Source organism: Salmonella sp. 32120201201600049SM (assembly GCF_017572835.1).
Taxonomy (GTDB): domain Bacteria; phylum Pseudomonadota; class Gammaproteobacteria; order Enterobacterales; family Enterobacteriaceae; genus Salmonella; species Salmonella enterica.
The window spans coordinates 20193-36539 of sequence record NZ_JAGESA010000006.1; the positions used below are offsets into that span (position 1 = coordinate 20193).

Consider the following 16347-nt stretch of genomic DNA (forward strand, 5'->3'; position numbering starts at 1 on the left):
GAGATCAACCATGACAACACGTATTACATTATGGCGGGAGCTTTTTAGCGAGCAGCCGCGTATCTTGCTGGAAAATGATGATTTTACGGTTACGGCGTTTCGTTACGCCAGCGGCGTGGAAGGACTGAAAATACAAAACAGCCGCGGTCATCTGGTGATTCTGCCCTGGATGGGGCAGATGATTTGGGACGCGCAGTTTGACGGTCATGATCTGACTATGCGCAACATGTTCCGCCAGCCGAAGCCGGCTGCGGAAGTGGTGGCAACGTATGGTTGCTTTGCTTTCCATTCCGGACTATTGGCGAATGGCTGCCCGTCGCCGGAAGATACACATCCGCTGCACGGCGAAATGCCCTGCGCTGCCATGGACGACGCCTGGCTGGAGTTAGAGGGCGACAGTCTGCGCGTGACCGGGCGCTACGAGTATGTGATGGGGTTCGGTCATCATTATCAGGCGCAACCTGCGGTGGTAATGCGTAAAGCAAGCGCGCTGTTTGATATTCAGATGACAGTGACTAACCTGGCTTCAGTCACCATGCCGCTACAGTACATGTGCCACATGAACTATGCCTATGTGCCGAACGCCACGTTCCGCCAGAATATCCCGGATACCGCGCTGAAGCTACGCGAGTCGGTGCCGGCGCATGTCAAACCCACGGCGCAGTGGCTGGCGTTTAATCAACGGCTTTTGCAGGGTGAAGCCTCGCTGGAAACGCTCAACGAGCCTGGCTTTTATGACCCGGAAATCGTCTTCTTCGCCGATGAACTGGACAGATACACGGATACCCCGGAATTCAGTATGATCGCCCCGGATGGCACCACGTTCGTGACACGTTTCGCCAGCGCGGAGCTCAATTACGTGACCCGCTGGATTCTTTATAACGGCGATCAGCAGGTTGCCGCCTTTGCCCTGCCCGCGACCTGTCGGCCTGAAGGTTTTCTCGCGGCGCAGCGAAATGGAACCTTGCTTCAACTGGAACCGCAGCAAACCCGGACGTTCACCGTCACGACAGGCATTGTCTGACCGCTCAAGGCTTGAACAGCCGCGCGCTTATCGTTAAGGTAAGCGCGTTTTTTTTATCCATCAGGACAGAACCCATGATCACCGTTGCCCTTATCGACGACCACCTTATCGTCCGCTCCGGCTTTGCACAGCTACTGGGGCTGGAACCTGATTTGCAGGTGGTCGCCGAGTTTGGTTCCGGGCGCGAAGCGTTGGCAGGCTTACCGGGGCGCGGCGTACAGGTGTGTATCTGCGATATCTCGATGCCGGATATTTCCGGACTGGAGCTGCTAAGCCAACTGCCAAAAGGGATGGCGACGATCATGCTCTCGGTTCACGATAGCCCGGCGCTGGTGGAACAGGCGTTGAACGCCGGCGCGCGCGGTTTCCTCTCTAAACGCTGTAGTCCGGATGAACTGATCGCCGCGGTGCATACGGTGGCGACGGGCGGCTGCTATTTGACCCCCGATATTGCCGTGAAACTGGCGGCGGGTCGGCAAGATCCGCTAACCAAACGCGAGCGTCAGGTGGCGGAAAAACTCGCCCAGGGTATGGCGGTAAAAGAGATTGCCGCCGAGCTGGGGCTGTCGCCAAAAACGGTGCATGTCCATCGCGCGAATCTGCTGGAAAAATTAGGCGTCAGCAATGACGTTGAACTGGCGCATCGCATGTTTGACGGTTGGTAATGAACACCTTTTTTTCCCGTTTAATCACCGTTGCTGCCTGCTTTTTTATTTTCTCCGCCGCGTGGTTCTGCCTGTGGAGCATCAGCCTGCATCTGGTAGAGCGCCCGGAGCTGGCGGCGCTGCTCTTTCCCTTCGGCCTGCGCCTGGGACTTATGCTGCAATGCCCGCGCGGATACTGGCCAGTATTGCTGGGCGCGGAGTGGCTGCTGGTGTACTGGTTGGCGCAGGAAGTTGCGCTGGCCCATCTGCCGCTTTTGATGATCGGTGGTGTGTTGACGCTACTGCCCGTGGCGCTGACTTCGCGTTACCGCCATCAGCGCGACTGGCGCACGTTATTGCTTCAGGGCGCGGCCCTCACCGCCGCGGCGCTACTGCAATCCCTGCCCTGGCTGGGGCAGGGGGAAGCGGCATGGAACGCGCTACTGCTGACCCTCACGGGTGGTCTGACGCTGGCCCCCATCTGCCTGGTTTTCTGGCACTATCTCACCAGCACTACCTGGCTGCCGCTGGGACCATCGCTGGTATCGCAGCCGGTAAACTGGCGCGGGCGGCATCTGATCTGGTATCTGCTGCTGTTTATCGTCAGTCTGTGGCTGCAACTGGGTTTACCTGCTGAACTTTCGCGCTTTACGCCGTTCTGCCTGGCGTTGCCGATTATCGCGCTCGCCTGGCATTATGGCTGGCAGGGCGCGCTCATTGCCACACTGATGAATGCTATCGCGCTGATTGCCAGTCAGACCTGGCACGATCATCCCGTCGATTTATTACTTTCGCTGTTGGCGCAAAGCCTGACCGGGCTACTGCTTGGCGCGGGCATTCAGCGTCTGCGCGAGCTGAACCAGTCGTTGCAAAAGGAGCTGGCGCGCAACCATCGGCTGGCGGAGCGTCTTCTGGAGACCGAAGAGAGCGTGCGGCGCGATGTTGCGCGTGAGCTGCACGATGACATCGGACAGACCATCACCGCGATTCGTACCCAGGCGGGCATTGTGCAACGACTGGCGGCGGATAACGGCGGCGTGAAGCAGAGCGGGCAACTTATCGAGCAGCTTTCGCTGGGTGTGTATGACGCCGTGCGTCGCCTGCTGGGGCGCTTGCGCCCGCGTCAGCTAGACGACTTAACGCTGGCGCAGGCCATCCGTTCGTTGCTGCGCGAAATGGAGCTGGAAAGCCGCGGTATTGTCAGTCACCTCGACTGGCGAATTGACGAAACGGCGCTGAGTGAAAGTCAGCGCGTGACGCTGTTTCGCGTCTGTCAGGAAGGGCTGAATAACATCGTAAAACATGCCAATGCCAGCGCGGTGACGCTCCAGGGCTGGCAGCAGGATGAGCGGCTGATGCTGGTGATTGAGGATGACGGCAGCGGCCTGCCGCCGGGCTCTCACCAGCAGGGCTTCGGCCTGACCGGAATGCGCGAACGCGTGTCGGCGCTCGGCGGGACGCTAACCATCTCTTGTACCCACGGTACGCGGGTGAGCGTCTCGTTGCCCCAGCGTTACGTTTAAGGAAGGATAATGCTTTCGTTTTTAAAAGCCCCGGCCAACGCGCCGCTCATCACCGATAAGCACGAGGTTGACGCCCGCTATCGCTACTGGCGGCGGCACATCCTGATCACCATTTGGTTGGGTTACGCGCTGTTCTATTTCACCCGTAAAAGCTTTAACGCCGCCGCGCCGGAAATCCTTGCTAGCGGCATTCTGTCCCGCAGCGATATCGGCCTGCTGGCGACGCTGTTTTACATCACCTACGGGGTGTCGAAATTTGTCTCCGGCATCGTTAGCGATCGCTCTAACGCTCGCTATTTTATGGGCATCGGGCTGATTGCGACCGGCGTAGTGAATATTCTGTTCGGCTTCTCGACCTCGCTGTGGGCCTTTGCTCTGCTATGGGCGCTGAACGCCTTTTTCCAGGGGTTTGGATCGCCGGTTTGCGCCCGTTTGCTGACCGCCTGGTACTCGCGTACCGAGCGCGGCGGCTGGTGGGCGTTATGGAACACCGCGCACAATGTCGGCGGGGCGCTGATCCCTCTCGTTATGGCCGCTGTCGCCCTGCATTATGGCTGGCGCGTCGGAATGATGGTGGCCGGGTTGCTTGCCATCGGGGTGGGCATGGTCCTCTGCTGGCGGCTGCGCGACCGTCCGCAGGCGATTGGTTTACCGCCGGTAGGCGACTGGCGGCACGATGCGCTGGAGGTCGCCCAACAGCAAGAGGGCGCGGGGCTAAGTCGCAAAGAAATCCTCGCTAAATATGTGCTGTTGAATCCCTATATCTGGCTGCTTTCGCTATGTTATGTCTTAGTGTACGTGGTGCGCGCGGCGATCAACGACTGGGGCAACCTGTATATGTCCGAGACGCTGGGCGTGGATTTGGTCACGGCCAACACGGCAGTATCGATGTTTGAGCTGGGTGGATTTATCGGCGCGCTGGTGGCGGGCTGGGGCTCGGACAAACTCTTCAACGGCAACCGCGGACCGATGAATTTAATCTTCGCTGCCGGGATTCTGCTCTCTGTGGGTTCGCTGTGGCTGATGCCGTTCGCCAGCTACGTGATGCAGGCGGCCTGTTTCTTCACCACCGGTTTCTTTGTCTTCGGCCCGCAGATGCTCATTGGCATGGCGGCGGCGGAGTGCTCGCATAAAGAGGCGGCGGGCGCGGCCACCGGCTTTGTCGGCCTGTTCGCCTATCTCGGCGCGTCGCTTTCCGGCTGGCCGTTAGCGAAAGTGCTGGAGATCTGGCACTGGACCGGTTTTTTTGCGGTCATCGCCATCGCGGCGGGGATCTCCGCGCTATTGCTGTTGCCATTTCTGAACGCTCAGGCCCCGCGCGAGACCAGCGAAGCGTGATGCACCTCACCTTTTTGCGCTGAATGGGGCAAAACTAAGAAATTTTCCCGGTTTTGCCTGGACGCTGTCGCAGGCCACTTTTCCTGTGGATTTTTACAATGCCTGCCATTCGCAGGTATAAAAATTAGCTCAGGAGTAATCCATGCTGGCCTTCTTAAACCAGGTGCGTAAGCCGACCCTGGATCTGCCGCTCGATGTGCGGCGTAAAATGTGGTTCAAGCCGTTCATGCAGTCCTATCTGGTGGTTTTTATCGGCTACCTGACCATGTACCTGATCCGCAAAAACTTTAACATCGCGCAGAACGACATGATCTCTACCTACGGGTTGAGCATGACCGAGCTGGGGATGATTGGCCTGGGCTTCTCGATCACCTATGGCGTGGGGAAAACGCTGGTTTCCTACTACGCTGACGGTAAAAATACCAAGCAGTTTCTACCGTTTATGTTGATCCTCTCCGCTATCTGTATGCTCGGCTTCAGCGCCAGCATGGGCGCGGGGTCAACCAGTCTGTTTCTGATGATCGCTTTCTATGCCCTGAGCGGTTTCTTCCAGAGTACCGGCGGATCGTGCAGCTACTCGACCATCACCAAATGGACTCCGCGTCGTAAACGCGGCACCTTTCTCGGCTTCTGGAATATCTCCCACAACCTCGGCGGCGCGGGCGCGGCAGGCGTGGCGCTGTTCGGCGCCAACTACCTGTTCGACGGTCACGTCATCGGCATGTTTATCTTCCCGTCGATTATCGCGCTGATTGTTGGCTTTATCGGTCTGCGTTTTGGCAGCGACTCCCCGGAGTCTTACGGTCTGGGTAAAGCTGAAGAACTGTTCGGCGAAGAGATCAGCGAAGAGGATAAAGAGACTGAAGAAAACGAAATGACCAAGTGGCAGATCTTTGTTGAATATGTGTTGAAAAACAAAGTGATCTGGCTGCTGTGCTTCTCCAATATCTTCCTGTATGTGGTACGTATTGGTATCGACCAGTGGTCAACCGTCTACGCCTTCCAGGAACTGAAACTTTCTAAAGAGGTGGCGATTCAGGGCTTTACCTTGTTTGAAGTGGGCGCGCTGGTCGGCACGTTGCTGTGGGGCTGGCTCTCTGACCTGGCGAACGGTCGTCGTGCGCTGGTAGCCTGTGTGGCGCTGGCGTTAATCATCGCCACCCTCGGCGTCTACCAGCACGCCAGCAACCAGTATGTCTATCTGGCCTCGCTGTTCGCGCTCGGTTTCCTGGTGTTTGGGCCGCAGCTATTAATTGGCGTGGCGGCAGTCGGTTTCGTACCGAAAAAAGCCATCGGCGCTGCGGACGGTATCAAAGGAACCTTCGCTTATCTTATCGGCGATAGCTTTGCCAAGCTGGGTCTGGGCATGATTGCCGACGGCACCCCCGTTTTTGGTCTGACCGGCTGGGCGGGCACCTTCGCCGCGCTGGACGCCGCCGCGATCGGCTGTATCTGCCTGATGGCGATGGTCGCCGTGATGGAAGAGCGCAAAATCCGCCGTGAGAAAAAAATTCAGCAAGTTAATATCGCTTAAATGTGTGCATTTGGTAACGTTTTGCCCGGCTTAACGCCGGGCTTTTTTATGCCTTGCGTTCGTCAGACAGGACATCCGGCGTCTGGCGTGAATGAAGACAGGCGTTAATAAATCACATCCTGACAGGCCAGAACGTCGACAGTTATAAATTTACCGTTATGATGGGCATCCTGTTTGGTGATGGATGTGCGCATGATTTGGTTGATTCTGGCCACGTTTGTGGTGGTGTTTATTGTGGGTTTTCGGGTGCTGACATCGGATACCCGCCGGGCGATTCGCCGCCTGAGCGAACGTCTGAATATTGATGTAGTGCCGATAGAATCGATGATTGATCAGATGGGTAAAACGGCGGGCGGTGAATTTTTACAGTATCTGCATCGCCCTGATGAGTCGCATTTGCAAAATGCCGCTCAGGTGTTACTTATCTGGCAAATGGTGATTGTCGATGGCGGCGATCAGAATTTGCAGCGGTGGCATCGCTTGCTGCAAAAAGCGCGTTTAGCCGCGCCGATCACCGACACACAGGTACGGCTGGCGCTGGGCTTTTTGCGCGAAATGGAACCCGATATGCAGGAGATCAACGCGTTTCAACTGCGCTATAACGCCTTTTTTCAGCCGGAAGAGGGTGTCCACTGGCTGCATTGATACTCTTCACTATCTCGTTAACAAAAGACGAGATGAATGAGGCTGGCAAGGGCGGAGAGCCACGATTAACGGCCAGATGGCGCGATTCATCGTTAGCCAAATAAAGCGTAGCCGCCATCGTATTTGCTAAGGGTGAACCACAGAAGTAACGCACCGAATAACCGCTAACGACGCCAAAACGTCAGAGACTTATAGCTCATCATTTCCGTGACATATATCACGGAAATGTGATCTTGTTTTGAACACTAAAACTGTGACTCCTTGCCATACCTCCTGTCTCAAAATTTCTTATCATAAACTCGAAGTTGTACATGATTGTCTATAGACAACTCTAAATGTTTAGGCGCGCACCATGAAAACATTGAGTAAAAGTTCACACATCCCACTGTATCAACAGGTTGTGGAGTGGATAAGGGAAAGTATTTATAGCGGAGAATTGGTTGAGGATGACCGGATACCTTCAGAGTTTCAAATCATGGATATGCTGGAGGTGAGTCGCGGTACCGTTAAAAAAGCGGTTGACCAACTTGTCCGGGAAGGTGTTCTTGTGCAAGTGCAGGGTAAAGGAACTTTCGTAAAGAAGGAAAATGTTGCTTACCCACTGGGTGAAGGTTTGCTCTCCTTTGCTGAAGCCTTAGCCAGCCAGAAGATAAACTTCACAACCAGTGTTATAACCTCCCGACTGGAGCCCGCTAACCGCTTTGTAGCAGAGAAACTGAGTATCAAACCGGGACAAGATGTTTTATTTCTTAAACGCCTTCGTTGTATTGGCGATGAAAAAGTCATGTTGATTGAAAATCGTATCAACATTGATCTCTGCCCCGGTATTATTGATGTAGATTTTACCAGGGAGAATTTATTTTCAGCAATAGAAAGATTATCTGATAAGAAAATAAGTTTTTCTGAAAGCCGTTACGCAGCTAAATTAATTGGTAATGAGCGAGGCCATTATCTTGATATTGGTGAAGACGCACCTGTTTTGCATTTGGAACAGTTGGTATTTTTCTCTAGAGGATTGGCCATTGATTTTGGTAACGTCTGGTTAAAAGGTAATAAATATTATCTTGGCACTATTTTACAGCGCCTGGATGCCTGACTAGCAAAGAGGAATCTATGCAGGATATTCATTTTCGCCGTCATTATGTTCGCCACCTCCCTAAAGAGGTGAGTCAGAATGACATAATCAAGGCTCTTGCCAGTCCGTTAATTAACGATGGTATGGTTGTATCTGATTTTGCCGATCACGTCATTACGCGAGAACAGAATTTTCCAACGGGTCTACCGGTTGAGCCTGTAGGTGTCGCTATTCCACATACTGATCACAGGTATGTTCGCCAAAACGCCATTAGCGTTGGAATACTGGCAGAACCCGTCAATTTCGAAGATATGGGCGGGGAACCAGATCCCGTACCTGTCAGGGTGGTGTTTATGCTTGCTTTAGGTGAAAGCAATAAGCAGCTCAACGTACTGGGTTGGATTATGGATGTGATCCAGGATGAGGATTTTATGCAGCAGTTACTGGTCATGAATGATGATGAAATTTATCAGTCAATTTACACACGCATATCTGAAAGAGGTGAAGTATGAGTAAAATGATACTATTTGTTTGCGCAACGGGTGTTGCTACTTCCACGGCTGTGGCAGAAAAAGTAATGGAATATTGTAAAGACAATGGGCTTGATGTTAATTATTCCCAAACTAATGTAGCCTCATTGCCAAACAATACCGATGGTGCAGCTTTGGTTGTATCAACAACGAAAGTTCCTTATGAACTGGATATTCCGGTTGTTAGTGGCCTGCCAATCATTACCGGAGTAGGTGAAGATAAAGTTCTTGAAAAAATAGTTTCAATCCTTAAAGGCCAAGCCTGATTTCATAAATAAAAAACAGATAAATTACCCAGGCGCTAACGCGAGGTCTGGTCACATCTGAATAAGAGGTCGGATATGAATGATATAGCACATACTCTCTATACCGTTGTGCAATATGTCCTGGGATTTGGCCCAACGGTTTTATTGCCGCTGGTCCTTTTTTTCCTGGCATTGTTCTTCAAAGTAAAACCCGCTAAAGCACTTCGCTCATCGTTAATTGTCGGAATAGGGTTTGTCGGAATTTATGCCATCTTTGACATACTTACCAGCAACGTAGGCCCGGCTGCACAGGCAATGGTTGAGCGAACTGGTATTAGTCTTCCTGTTGTCGATTTAGGCTGGCCACCATTGGCCGCAATTACCTGGGGCTCACCAATCGCACCCTTTGTCATTCCGCTGACGATGCTGATTAATGTCGCCATGCTGGCTCTGAATAAGACACGTACTGTTGATGTCGACATGTGGAACTACTGGCACTTTGCCCTGGCTGGAACGCTGGTTTACTACAGCACAGGGAGTTTTGTTTTGGGTCTGTCCGCAGCCGCTATTGCCGCGATCGTGGTTCTCAAACTGGCGGACTGGTCTGCGCCATTAGTGGCAAAGTACTTCGGTCTGGAAGGTATTTCACTTCCGACCCTGTCATCTGTCGTCTTCTTTCCGATTGGATTGCTGTTCGACAAAATTATCGACAAAATCCCTGGCGTTAACCGTATTCATATTGATCCGGAAAACGTTCAGAAAAAAATGGGAATCTTCGGTGAGCCTATGATGGTGGGTACTATTCTGGGGGTCTTGTTGGGCATCATTGCCGGGTATGACTTTAAACATATCCTATTGCTGGGGATCAGCATTGGCGGTGTCATGTTCATTCTTCCGCGTATGGTACGAATTTTGATGGAAGGTTTATTACCTCTGTCTGAAGCCATTAAGAAATATTTGAATGCCAAATATCCTGGCCGTGATGATCTCTTTATCGGACTGGATATCGCGGTAGCAGTAGGTAACCCAGCCATTATATCTACAGCACTGATTCTGACACCCATCTCTGTCTTTATTGCATTCCTTCTTCCTGGCAATAAAGTCCTGCCACTCGGAGACCTTGCGAACCTGGCAGTCATGGCTTCCATGATTGTACTGGCATGTCGTGGCAATATTTTCCGGGCTGTGATAACCGCAATTCCTGTTATTGTCGCCGACTTGTGGATTGCGACCAAAATTGCGCCATTTATTACCAGTATGGCTAAGGATGTCAATTTCAAAATGGCTGAGGGGTCAAGTGGTCAGGTATCAAGCTTCCTTGATGGCGGTAACCCCTTCCGTTTCTGGCTGCTTGAAATATTCAACGGAAATATTATTGCTATCGGGCTGATTCCTGTGCTTGCGCTGATTATTTATGGTGTTTTTCGCCTGACAAAAGGAACGGTCTATGCCTGATTACCACGCAGCGCTTGTCATTGACATTGGCACAACTAACTGCAAAGTCAGCTGTTATTCCTGTCATGACGTGTCAGTTCTGGAAGTCCGCAAGTTTCCGACGCCAACAATATCGTCGGACAAAGGCGAGGTAGATTTCGATATCGAAGCGCTGTGGCAGGCACTGCGACTGGTAATGGCTGAACTGGTGGCTTCAGTACCGTTTCCGGTAAAAAATATCAGTATTGCGAGTTTCGGTGAGTCTGGCGTCTTTGTGGATAAGGAGGGCGTCATTCTTACCCCGATGCTGGCCTGGTATGATCGACGTGGTGAATCTTATCTCTCGTCATTAAGCAAGGCAGAGGCTGAAGAACTGTATTCTATAACGGGATTGCCACCTCACAGTAATTACTCAGCATTTAAAATGAGATGGTTACTTGATAACTACTCCTTGCATGAAAGAAAAGATATCTGCTGGTTACATGCACCAGAAGTGTTGTTGTGGCGAATGACAGGTGCGAAAAAGACGGAAATATCCCTGGCCAGTAGAACGTTGTGTCTGGACATTGCTCGCCGTACCTGGTCTCGTAATGCTGCCGGGATTCTCGGCATACCGTTCGGTGTACTGGCTCCGTTGATAAAGCCAGGTGAAGTGGCCGGATGGATGACGGCAACGCTTAGAGAGGAATTGGGCTTCTCTCATGAGGTAAAAGTCACACTCGCTGGACACGATCATATGGTCGGTGCCCGCGCATTACAGATGCAACCGGGCGATGTGCTGAATTCTACCGGCACGACAGAGGGTATTTTACTGCTGAATACACAGCCAACGCTTGATGTGCAGGCTCGCAGGAATAAGCTGGCAAATGGTTGTTACTCCGATGGTGAATTTTTCACGCTTTTCGCTTCTCTGCCTGTCGGCGGTTATGCGCTTGAATGGGTGAAAAAAACCTTTCGTTTAACTGATAAGGAAATAAGCACAGGCCTGGAAAAAGCCATGGAGCAATACCTCAAACCTTCCTGGTCTGTCGAGCATGTGCCGGTATTTATTCCTCATTTGCGGGGCTCGGGTTCGCCAAATAAAAATCGGCACACCCGTGGCCTGCTTTTTGGTCTGACGGATTCACTTCCTCCGGAGTCTCTGCTTGAGAGTGTCTTTATCGGCCTGGCGATGGAGTTTGCACACTGTCACGGGTGCTTTAATATCCCGGCGGGCAGGACAGTAAAAGTCATTGGCCCTGCGGTGAAAAACCCATACTGGCTCCAGTTGAAGGCTGACATCCTCCAGTGTCCAATTGAGGCCATTGCTTTTGATGAAACCGTCTCCCTTGGAGCATTGTTGATAGCCTGTCCGAATGTTGTCCCCCCGACTGTTCCTGTGGCTGAGCGATATTTTCCTGACGCGGTTCGTTCTGCAAAGTTGAAAATATATCAGCAGCAATGGCTGTCATTTTATCAATTTAAACTGCGGCAAGAAGGGGCGCTTATTGGTGAATAACTGTGATAACTCAATAGTTCGATAATTTACTTACACTGCTCACATAAATATCTGGAGTTAATATGCCTTTAGTCAATGGTAGGATCCTGCTCAATTGTATTCAGGAAAAACATGTCCTTGCGGGGGCATTTAATACAACGAACCTGGAGACAACAATTTCCATTCTTAATGCAATAGAACGTTCCGGATTGCCCAATTTTATTCAAATTGCTCCTACTAATGCACAGCTTTCAGGTTACGATTACATTTATGAAATAGTTAAGCGACATGCCGACAAAATGGATATTCCTGTCAGCCTGCATCTGGATCATGGGAAAACTCTGGAAGATGTTAAGCAGGCTGTCCGGGCCGGATTTACCTCAGTAATGATTGATGGCGCGGCGCTACCGTTCGAAGAAAATATTGCATTTACCCGAGAAGCCGTCGATTTCTGTAAATCATTTGGTGTTCCCGTCGAAGCGGAATTAGGCGCTATTCTGGGTAAGGAAGATGATCATGTCAGCGAGGCTGACTGCAAAACTGAACCTGAGAAGGTTCAGCGCTTTGTTGAGGAGACAGGGTGCGACATGCTGGCAGTGTCAATTGGTAATGTACATGGTCTTGAAGATATCCCACGCATTGATATCCCGCTATTACAACGCATCGCGTCTGTCAGTCCGGTACCTTTGGTTATTCATGGAGGTTCTGGTATTGACGCGGATATTCTTCGTAGCTTTGTTAATTACAAAGTAGCCAAAGTGAATATTGCGAGTGATTTGCGCAAAGCCTTTATTACTACTGTTGGTAAGGCTTGGGTAAATAATAACAACGAGGCTAATCTGGCGCGTGTCATGGCGAACGCAAAACAGGCAGTTGAGGATGATGTTTATTCTAAAATTAAGATGATGAATAAAAATCACTCAGCATTCCGCAAAGTCTCTTAAGGAAAATATATGATTAGACAAAAAGTACGCGTTATGAACAGTACGGGGCTTCATGCGCGGCCAGCCGCTACACTTGCGAAAATTGTCAAAAAATACCAGTCTTCATTAACGCTAGTTAATAATGACAAAGAAATTCCCATTAAAGGAATGATGAGTATTTTGGGGGCTGGCGTAAAGGGAAACACAATGATTGATTTAATTTGTGATGGACAGGATGAACTGGCTTTTATGGATGAATTAAAATCTGCATTTGCTGATGGCTTTGGTGAGTCAGTATAGTGCAATTCCCGTCAAACGGCGCAGGAAGTTGTAGAGGCTTCCTGCACTCATTATCGTATGAATAGCCTTAACAGACCATCGGTAAAACCCTCATACCAGCACCTTTAGCCCGTGTTTTTGGACAACATTAAGTAGTTTCAGTGACATCCCGCTGGGACGCTTGGCGCCGCTTTCCCACTTTTGAACCGTTGATACGCTGGTATTCAGGTACCGAGCGAAAACCGGCTGGCTAACGTTGAGTTCTTCTCGTAACGCTTTTATTTCAAGTGGCTGCAGGTCTTTGATGCTGCTTAAGCAGGTCGTGTCAAAACTGCGCATTGTCTCCTGGGGAATGGCATCCACGCTAAATAATCCAGATGCCGCGCTATGAATCGCTTCAAAGGCGGGGCTTTTGAATTTAGTTTTTGCTGACATGGCGCACCTCTACCAGTTCTTTGTTATTAATGAGTGCCGTTATCTGATCTTCGGTCAGGCAAGCATAGTGTTTTGCTAACTCACGGAAACCCGCGAGTTCGCGATAGCTAATGTTGGCCATATCCTGTTTGGCATACAGGAAGGTGTAAAACCAATGTTCGCCTCCCTTTGCCAACACGATTGCGCGATCGCGGTTTTGATTGAGACGTTTTTTATAAACTCCGCCGCCAAGATTATCTGCTTTTCCTTGCAGTACGGCGTTGATGGCCTCGCTTAACTCGTCATCTTTTATCGTGTGGGACTTCGCTTCTCTGTTAAACCACCTGGTTTTGAAGATTCGCATCAGGTTGACATCCTGTAATCTAAAGTATAGCGCCAGGTGATACACTATGTCTTACCTTTTGGTTTTACACGCAGCGAGAGAAGATAATTCTCAACGCTCGACCAGCCTCGCAAAATGCAGCGCAACAATGTCAGTTGCTAAAATGTTAATCAGATCACATTTTGTAATGTTACACTGCGTGGATTTTCCGCACTAAAACGACGCAGGTAACCACAATGAATGAAAATATCGCAGAAAAATTCCGCGCTGATGGGGTTGCCAGGCCTAACTGGTCAGCCGTTTTTGCCGTGGCGTTTTGTGTCGCCTGCCTGATTACCGTTGAGTTTTTGCCCGTTAGTCTGTTGACGCCGATGGCGCAGGATCTGGGGATCTCCGAGGGCGTCGCCGGTCAGTCGGTCACCGTTACGGCGTTTGTCGCGATGTTTTCCAGCCTGTTCATTACCCAGATTATTCAGGCGACCGACAGGCGTTATATCGTTATTCTGTTCGCTGTTTTGCTGACGGCTTCTTGTCTGATGGTCTCCTTTGCCAACAGCTTTACGCTGCTGTTGCTGGGCCGCGCCTGTCTTGGGTTGGCGCTGGGCGGATTCTGGGCGATGTCGGCGTCGCTGACCATGCGACTGGTTCCCGCGCGTACCGTGCCGAAAGCGCTGTCGGTGATTTTTGGCGCGGTTTCCATCGCGTTAGTGATCGCCGCGCCGCTGGGCAGTTTTTTGGGCGGTATTATTGGCTGGCGTAATGTCTTTAACGCCGCTGCGGTGATGGGCGTACTGTGCGTCATCTGGGTGGTGAAATCACTGCCGTCGCTGCCGGGCGAACCTTCTCACCAGAAACAGAATATGTTTAGCCTGTTGCAACGCCCTGGCGTGATGGCCGGGATGATCGCCATCTTTATGTCTTTTGCCGGGCAGTTCGCTTTCTTTACCTATATTCGCCCGGTCTATATGAATCTGGCGGGCTTTGACGTTGATGGTCTGACGCTGGTGTTGCTCAGTTTTGGTATTGCCAGCTTCGTTGGCACTTCTTTCTCATCTTATGTCCTGAAACGTTCGGTAAAACTGGCGCTGGCCGGTGCGCCGCTGCTACTGGCGCTGAGCGCGCTGACGCTCATTGTGTGGGGAAGCGACAAAACCGTGGCGGCGGCAATAGCGATTATCTGGGGACTGGCGTTTGCGCTGGTGCCGGTGGGATGGTCAACGTGGATCACTCGTTCCCTTGCCGATCAGGCGGAAAAAGCCGGTTCCATCCAGGTCGCGGTGATTCAACTGGCAAATACCTGTGGCGCGGCAGTGGGCGGTTATGCGCTCGACAATTTCGGGCTGCTTTCGCCGCTGGCGCTTTCCGGCGGTCTGATGCTGTTGACGGCGTTAGTCGTGGCGGCGAAAGTCCGTATTACGCCAATGAGTTGATATTGCTGCCATTTGTAGGCCGGATACGACGTTAGTCGTTATCTGGCAATAATAAATGCTTAATCAAAACCGTTATGCTCTGCGGTGGCGGCAAACCATTCTCCGCTTTTTTTCACCGTGCGCGTTTGGGTGGCTAAATCCAGTTGTACAAAACCATAGCGATTTTTATAGCCGTTCAGCCATGACCAGTTATCGATAAAGGTCCACATGTGGTAGCCAAGACAGTGACAGCCCTCGCTAATGCCTTTATGCAGCCATTTAAGATGCTCAGAGATAAAGTCAATCCGGTAATCATCGTGAATTTGTCCCGCTTGCACAAAACGCTGCTCGTTCTCAACGCCCATCCCGTTTTCGGAGATAAAACAGCGCGGATTGCCGTAATTATCCCGCAGGTTGGTAATGATGTCGTAAATTCCTGGCGCGTAAATTTCCCAGCCGCGGTAAGGGTTCATCTTGCGCCCCGGCATGTCGTAATAGTCAAATAACCACTCCGGCATAAACGGCGCTTGCGGATTCACCGCCGTATCACGGCATTTCACGCGGCGCGGCTGATAATAGTTAATCCCCAGTAAATCGATTTTGCCGTCGGCAATAAGCTGACGGTCGCCTGGCTGACAGGCAGGCAGCTGGTTATAGGTTTTCAGCAGCGCCACCAGCTCCGCCGGGTATTCTCCCTTTAATACCGGGTCAAGAAAACTGCGGTTGAATAACAGATCCGCATGATGCGCGGCTTGCACATCGGCGGGATGCTGCGAGCGTGGGTAGGACGGCGTCAGATTCAGCACTACGCCGATTTCACCGTCGTAGCGCCCGGCGCGCCAGGCGCGCACGGCGGTCGAGTGCGCCAGCACGGTATGGTACGCCACGGTGGCCGCACGTTTAAAATCCACCACATTGGGATAGTGGAAGTCGTACAAATAGCCGCCTTCCACCGGCACAATCGGCTCATTAAAGGTAAACCAGTGCTTCACGCGGTCGCCAAACAAGGTAAAACACGTTTGCGCGTACCGACCAAACGCCTCTACGACGTCGCGATTTTCCCAGCCGCCTTTCTCCTGCATGACCATCGGCATATCAAAATGGAACAGCGTAATAAACGGCGTGATGCCCTGCGCCAGTAGCTCGTCGATGACGTGATTGTAGAAGCTCACCGCTTGTGGATTCACCTCGCCTACGCCGTCTGGAATGAGCCGCGCCCAGCTTAGTGAGGTGCGAAAACTGTTATGTTTTAACTGTTTCAGTAGCGCGATGTCTTGCTTCCAGTGGCGATAGAACGTTGAGGTTTCCGCTGGACCGATGCCCTGATGAAAACGATCAGGCTGGCGCTCGAACCACACATCCCACGTGGTCTGGCTTTTACCGCCATTCAGACTATCCCCTTCGGTTTGCAACGCTGAGCAGGCGCTGCCCCACCAGAAGTTATCGGGAAAACGGTATCGCATTGTCGTACTCCTTGATCGCGTAAATTCACTCCAGAATACGTGGTTTT

The 16347-nt window shown here is 51.6% G+C and carries 17 protein-coding genes; 14 read left to right on the top strand and 3 right to left on the bottom strand.

All coding sequences use genetic code 11. From position 1 onward, the window contains the following. Positions 1-10 precede the first annotated feature (10 nt). The 13 genes from J4650_RS14035 (at position 11) to J4650_RS14095 (ending at position 12692) form a co-directional block, all read left to right on the top strand. Positions 11-1024: an aldose 1-epimerase family protein gene (locus J4650_RS14035; protein ID WP_023993456.1), complete on the top strand. Its 1014-nt coding sequence runs from the start codon at positions 11-13 to the stop codon at positions 1022-1024. A 74-nt stretch (positions 1025-1098) separates the two neighbouring features. Further along, positions 1099-1689, top strand: coding sequence for a transcriptional regulator UhpA (gene uhpA / locus J4650_RS14040; protein WP_000633672.1), 591 nt, complete (start codon positions 1099-1101; stop codon positions 1687-1689). Further along, positions 1689-3191, top strand: a complete 1503-nt coding sequence (uhpB, locus tag J4650_RS14045) for a signal transduction histidine-protein kinase/phosphatase UhpB (protein ID WP_023202929.1) — start codon at positions 1689-1691, stop codon at positions 3189-3191. The genes uhpA and uhpB overlap by 1 nt, the downstream gene beginning before the upstream one ends. 9 nt (positions 3192-3200) lie before the next feature. Beyond that, complete coding sequence (locus J4650_RS14050) at positions 3201-4529, top strand: MFS transporter (protein WP_000948164.1); 1329 nt, start codon at positions 3201-3203, stop codon at positions 4527-4529. A 142-nt stretch (positions 4530-4671) separates the two neighbouring features. Then, positions 4672-6063 carry a hexose-6-phosphate:phosphate antiporter gene (gene uhpT / locus J4650_RS14055; RefSeq protein ID WP_000879181.1) on the top strand — a complete coding sequence of 464 codons (1392 nt, stop codon included), beginning with the start codon at positions 4672-4674 and terminating at the stop codon, positions 6061-6063. Between the two features lie 192 nt (positions 6064-6255). Next, positions 6256-6708, top strand: a complete 453-nt coding sequence (locus J4650_RS14060; protein WP_001519640.1) for a DUF1198 domain-containing protein — start codon at positions 6256-6258, stop codon at positions 6706-6708. 352 nt (positions 6709-7060) lie between these two features. Continuing rightward, positions 7061-7804 carry a GntR family transcriptional regulator gene (locus J4650_RS14065; protein WP_000854956.1) on the top strand — a complete coding sequence of 248 codons (744 nt, stop codon included), beginning with the start codon at positions 7061-7063 and terminating at the stop codon, positions 7802-7804. A 17-nt stretch (positions 7805-7821) separates the two neighbouring features. Further along, positions 7822-8295: a PTS sugar transporter subunit IIA gene (locus J4650_RS14070; RefSeq protein ID WP_001152237.1), complete on the top strand. Its 474-nt coding sequence runs from the start codon at positions 7822-7824 to the stop codon at positions 8293-8295. Further along, positions 8292-8579 carry a PTS sugar transporter subunit IIB gene (locus J4650_RS14075; protein ID WP_000041396.1) on the top strand — a complete coding sequence of 96 codons (288 nt, stop codon included), beginning with the start codon at positions 8292-8294 and terminating at the stop codon, positions 8577-8579. Before J4650_RS14070 ends, J4650_RS14075 begins: the two co-directional genes overlap by 4 nt. A 75-nt stretch (positions 8580-8654) precedes the next feature. Continuing rightward, positions 8655-10013 carry a PTS galactitol transporter subunit IIC gene (locus J4650_RS14080; protein WP_000997827.1) on the top strand — a complete coding sequence of 453 codons (1359 nt, stop codon included), beginning with the start codon at positions 8655-8657 and terminating at the stop codon, positions 10011-10013. Next, positions 10006-11490, top strand: coding sequence for an FGGY-family carbohydrate kinase (locus J4650_RS14085; RefSeq protein ID WP_023993457.1), 1485 nt, complete (start codon positions 10006-10008; stop codon positions 11488-11490). Before J4650_RS14080 ends, J4650_RS14085 begins: the two co-directional genes overlap by 8 nt. 62 nt (positions 11491-11552) lie before the next feature. Then, the gene (locus J4650_RS14090; protein WP_001131798.1) at positions 11553-12413 is read left to right on the top strand and encodes a class II aldolase; all 861 of its coding nucleotides are present in this window, start codon (positions 11553-11555) and stop codon (positions 12411-12413) included. 9 nt (positions 12414-12422) lie between these two features. Continuing rightward, entirely contained in the window at positions 12423-12692 is a 270-nt protein-coding gene (locus tag J4650_RS14095) for an HPr family phosphocarrier protein (RefSeq protein ID WP_000621026.1), read from the top strand. A gap of 90 nt (positions 12693-12782) precedes the next feature. Here the strand turns inward: J4650_RS14095 and J4650_RS14100 are convergent, their stop codons facing one another. Both J4650_RS14100 and J4650_RS14105 read right to left on the bottom strand, forming a co-directional pair. Continuing rightward, positions 12783-13106: a DNA-binding transcriptional regulator gene (locus J4650_RS14100; protein WP_001274846.1), complete on the bottom strand. Its 324-nt coding sequence runs from the start codon at positions 13104-13106 to the stop codon at positions 12783-12785. Next, a complete protein-coding gene (locus tag J4650_RS14105; protein WP_001217953.1) occupies positions 13090-13449 on the bottom strand; it encodes a type II toxin-antitoxin system RelE/ParE family toxin in 360 nt (119 codons plus the stop codon). Before J4650_RS14105 ends, J4650_RS14100 begins: the two co-directional genes overlap by 17 nt. 215 nt (positions 13450-13664) lie before the next feature. On the opposite strand from J4650_RS14105, the gene nepI reads away from it, so the two are divergent. Beyond that, complete coding sequence (gene nepI / locus J4650_RS14110; RefSeq protein WP_001004798.1) at positions 13665-14858, top strand: purine ribonucleoside efflux pump NepI; 1194 nt, start codon at positions 13665-13667, stop codon at positions 14856-14858. Positions 14859-14917: 59 nt separating this feature from the next. Here nepI and J4650_RS14115 read toward each other — a convergent pair whose 3' ends face one another. Further along, positions 14918-16300, bottom strand: coding sequence for a glycoside hydrolase family 1 protein (locus tag J4650_RS14115; protein WP_023993458.1), 1383 nt, complete (start codon positions 16298-16300; stop codon positions 14918-14920). Positions 16301-16347: the final 47 nt, after the last annotated feature.

What these genes read in the sequence shown, in the direction of transcription:
- J4650_RS14035 (WP_023993456.1), top strand. Translation starts at nt 11, where the DNA reads ATGACAACACGTATTACATTATGGCGGGAGCTTTTTAGCGAGCAGCCG.
- uhpA (WP_000633672.1), top strand. Translation starts at nt 1,099, where the DNA reads ATGATCACCGTTGCCCTTATCGACGACCACCTTATCGTCCGCTCCGGC.
- uhpB (WP_023202929.1), top strand. Translation starts at nt 1,689, where the DNA reads ATGAACACCTTTTTTTCCCGTTTAATCACCGTTGCTGCCTGCTTTTTT.
- J4650_RS14050 (WP_000948164.1), top strand. Translation starts at nt 3,201, where the DNA reads ATGCTTTCGTTTTTAAAAGCCCCGGCCAACGCGCCGCTCATCACCGAT.
- uhpT (WP_000879181.1), top strand. Translation starts at nt 4,672, where the DNA reads ATGCTGGCCTTCTTAAACCAGGTGCGTAAGCCGACCCTGGATCTGCCG.
- J4650_RS14060 (WP_001519640.1), top strand. Translation starts at nt 6,256, where the DNA reads ATGATTTGGTTGATTCTGGCCACGTTTGTGGTGGTGTTTATTGTGGGT.
- J4650_RS14065 (WP_000854956.1), top strand. Translation starts at nt 7,061, where the DNA reads ATGAAAACATTGAGTAAAAGTTCACACATCCCACTGTATCAACAGGTT.
- J4650_RS14070 (WP_001152237.1), top strand. Translation starts at nt 7,822, where the DNA reads ATGCAGGATATTCATTTTCGCCGTCATTATGTTCGCCACCTCCCTAAA.
- J4650_RS14075 (WP_000041396.1), top strand. Translation starts at nt 8,292, where the DNA reads ATGAGTAAAATGATACTATTTGTTTGCGCAACGGGTGTTGCTACTTCC.
- J4650_RS14080 (WP_000997827.1), top strand. Translation starts at nt 8,655, where the DNA reads ATGAATGATATAGCACATACTCTCTATACCGTTGTGCAATATGTCCTG.
- J4650_RS14085 (WP_023993457.1), top strand. Translation starts at nt 10,006, where the DNA reads ATGCCTGATTACCACGCAGCGCTTGTCATTGACATTGGCACAACTAAC.
- J4650_RS14090 (WP_001131798.1), top strand. Translation starts at nt 11,553, where the DNA reads ATGCCTTTAGTCAATGGTAGGATCCTGCTCAATTGTATTCAGGAAAAA.
- J4650_RS14095 (WP_000621026.1), top strand. Translation starts at nt 12,423, where the DNA reads ATGATTAGACAAAAAGTACGCGTTATGAACAGTACGGGGCTTCATGCG.
- J4650_RS14100 (WP_001274846.1), bottom strand. Translation starts at nt 13,106, where the DNA reads ATGTCAGCAAAAACTAAATTCAAAAGCCCCGCCTTTGAAGCGATTCAT.
- J4650_RS14105 (WP_001217953.1), bottom strand. Translation starts at nt 13,449, where the DNA reads ATGCGAATCTTCAAAACCAGGTGGTTTAACAGAGAAGCGAAGTCCCAC.
- nepI (WP_001004798.1), top strand. Translation starts at nt 13,665, where the DNA reads ATGAATGAAAATATCGCAGAAAAATTCCGCGCTGATGGGGTTGCCAGG.
- J4650_RS14115 (WP_023993458.1), bottom strand. Translation starts at nt 16,300, where the DNA reads ATGCGATACCGTTTTCCCGATAACTTCTGGTGGGGCAGCGCCTGCTCA.